Raw genomic sequence first — 1,926 nt, 5'->3', positions numbered from 1 at the left:
GCCGAAGGCGCTGCCGTTGTTATTCCCTAGCGAAGTGAAAGCGTACAGGATTTCTGAAAAGCCATGCGCGCCCGAATTGGTCAGCCACGTTCCCGTCTGCGGCATCAGCACAGCGGCGGCGGTTCCAAACAGCGTCAGCAGCGGCGGTGCCAGCACGATCAGGCAGACCATTTTCATCTCGAACGGCGCAATTTTTTTGCCCAGATACTCCGGCGTCCGCCCGACCATCAGCCCCGCGATGAACACGGTCAGAATCACGAAGGCAAGCATGCCGTACAGCCCGCTGCCCACGCCGCCGAACACGATTTCTCCCAGCTGCATCAGGAACATCAGCAAGCCTCCCGCCAGCGGGGTAAAGCTGTCATGCATCGCATTGACCGATCCGTTGGAAGCCGCCGTAGTTGCCGCCGCCCAGAGCGCCGACGTTCCGACACCGTGGACGACTTCTTTGCCCTCCATATTGCCCGATGAGATCACTCCATGTATCAAGGGCGCTCCGTACCGTTCGCTGGCCGTAATTCCAACAAGACACAGGATGAAGAGAATCAGCATGGCCGCGTAAATGACCCGGCCCTGTCCCCGGTCCTTGACCGCCCTTCCGAACGACACGCACAGCGAGGCGGGAATCAGCAGAATGGACAGCAATTGAAGCAGGTTGGAGAACGCGGTCGGATTCTCAAGCGGAAACGCCGAGTTCATTCCGAAGAAGCCGCCGCCGTTCGTGCCGAGCTGCTTGATAGCGATTTGGCTCGCCGCCGGACCGAGCGGCACGATGCTTGCGGCCCCGTTCTCCAGGTTCGTAACATGCGCATAAGGGGAAAGAGTCTGCACAACCCCTTGAGAGACCAGCAGCAGCGCTAGGATAGCGGAAAGCGGAATCAGCACATAGATATGAATGCGGACCATGTCTTTCCAGAAGTTCCCGACTGTTCCTTGAGATTTGCGGATAAAGCCCCGGATGAGAGCGAACAGCACCGCGATGCCCGTCCCGGCAGACACAAAATTTTGCACCGTGAGCCCCAAGCTCTGTGTCAGATACGACAAGGCCGATTCGCCGGAATACGCCTGCCAGTTCGTATTGGTAACGAAGCTGACCGCCGTGTTGAACGCCAGATCCCAGCTCATGGCCTTCTGATGCTCCGGATTAAGCGGAAGCAGGCCCTGCACCATCAGCAGCAGGAACAAAGCGATCAGAACGATTCCGCTAAAAATAAGCACTGCGCCCGTATATTGGCCCGGGCTCATATCATCGTCCTCTCTAACCCCGATGATCCGGTAAATCCCCCGCTCCACCGGCTGCATGATCCGGGACAAGAATACCTTTTTTCCCATCATCACCTTGTAAATATACACGCCGAGCGGGACGGACAGCCCCACCAGCAGTATGAGAAACAGCAGATCCTGAAACATCGCCTCTCTCATTTCCCATCACCCCAGAATAAGACATAGAGCAAATACACAAACATTGCGGCTGCGGCCAGCCCTGCGATTACTACTACCGTCGCCATTTCCGCTCCTCCATTTCGCTTCTCTTTACGAGTTTCATATTACCAGCGGGCGTATAAATACAGTGTTAAGAAACCCGGACGCCGTATAAAGATTTCGTTAAGACTTGGCGGATCGGCTCGTCCCGCCGCCATCTGCCGAAGCAGCTATGGACTTGTACAGCAAAAAGAGGGACTGTCCCAAAAATCATCGTAGATGACTTAGGGATCGCCCCTGATCTCTTTTCCTGACTTTGCATCGTATTTCGCAGCATATCGGCTCTTCGGCCAGTGTGTCCCTCCATTGGTATCTGTGATGGGTGTGTATGATGGGGGGAGTGGGGGGAGGATTAAACAGTAAAGCATGAACAACGGTCCTGATCGTGGCCAATCGGCGAAGGTTTACGAGGAAATTCGACACTTTTTCTCCTTTCCGCAATTA

Annotated in this window: 1 protein-coding gene; it reads right to left on the bottom strand. The window is 55.4% G+C overall.

Annotation, left to right across the window (positions count from 1 at the left end):
• The coding region (gene kdpA, locus L691_RS0101070) for a potassium-transporting ATPase subunit KdpA (protein ID WP_025688224.1) at positions 1-1,422 on the bottom strand (1,422 nt) is incomplete at its 3' end.
• Positions 1,423-1,926: the final 504 nt, after the last annotated feature.

The sequence above is a fragment of the Paenibacillus zanthoxyli JH29 genome, from assembly GCF_000520715.1.
Lineage (GTDB): Bacteria > Bacillota > Bacilli > Paenibacillales > Paenibacillaceae > Paenibacillus_AQ > Paenibacillus_AQ zanthoxyli.
The sequence above is the reverse complement of the archived record's forward strand: the minus strand, read 5'-3'. Positions and strand labels throughout refer to the sequence as shown.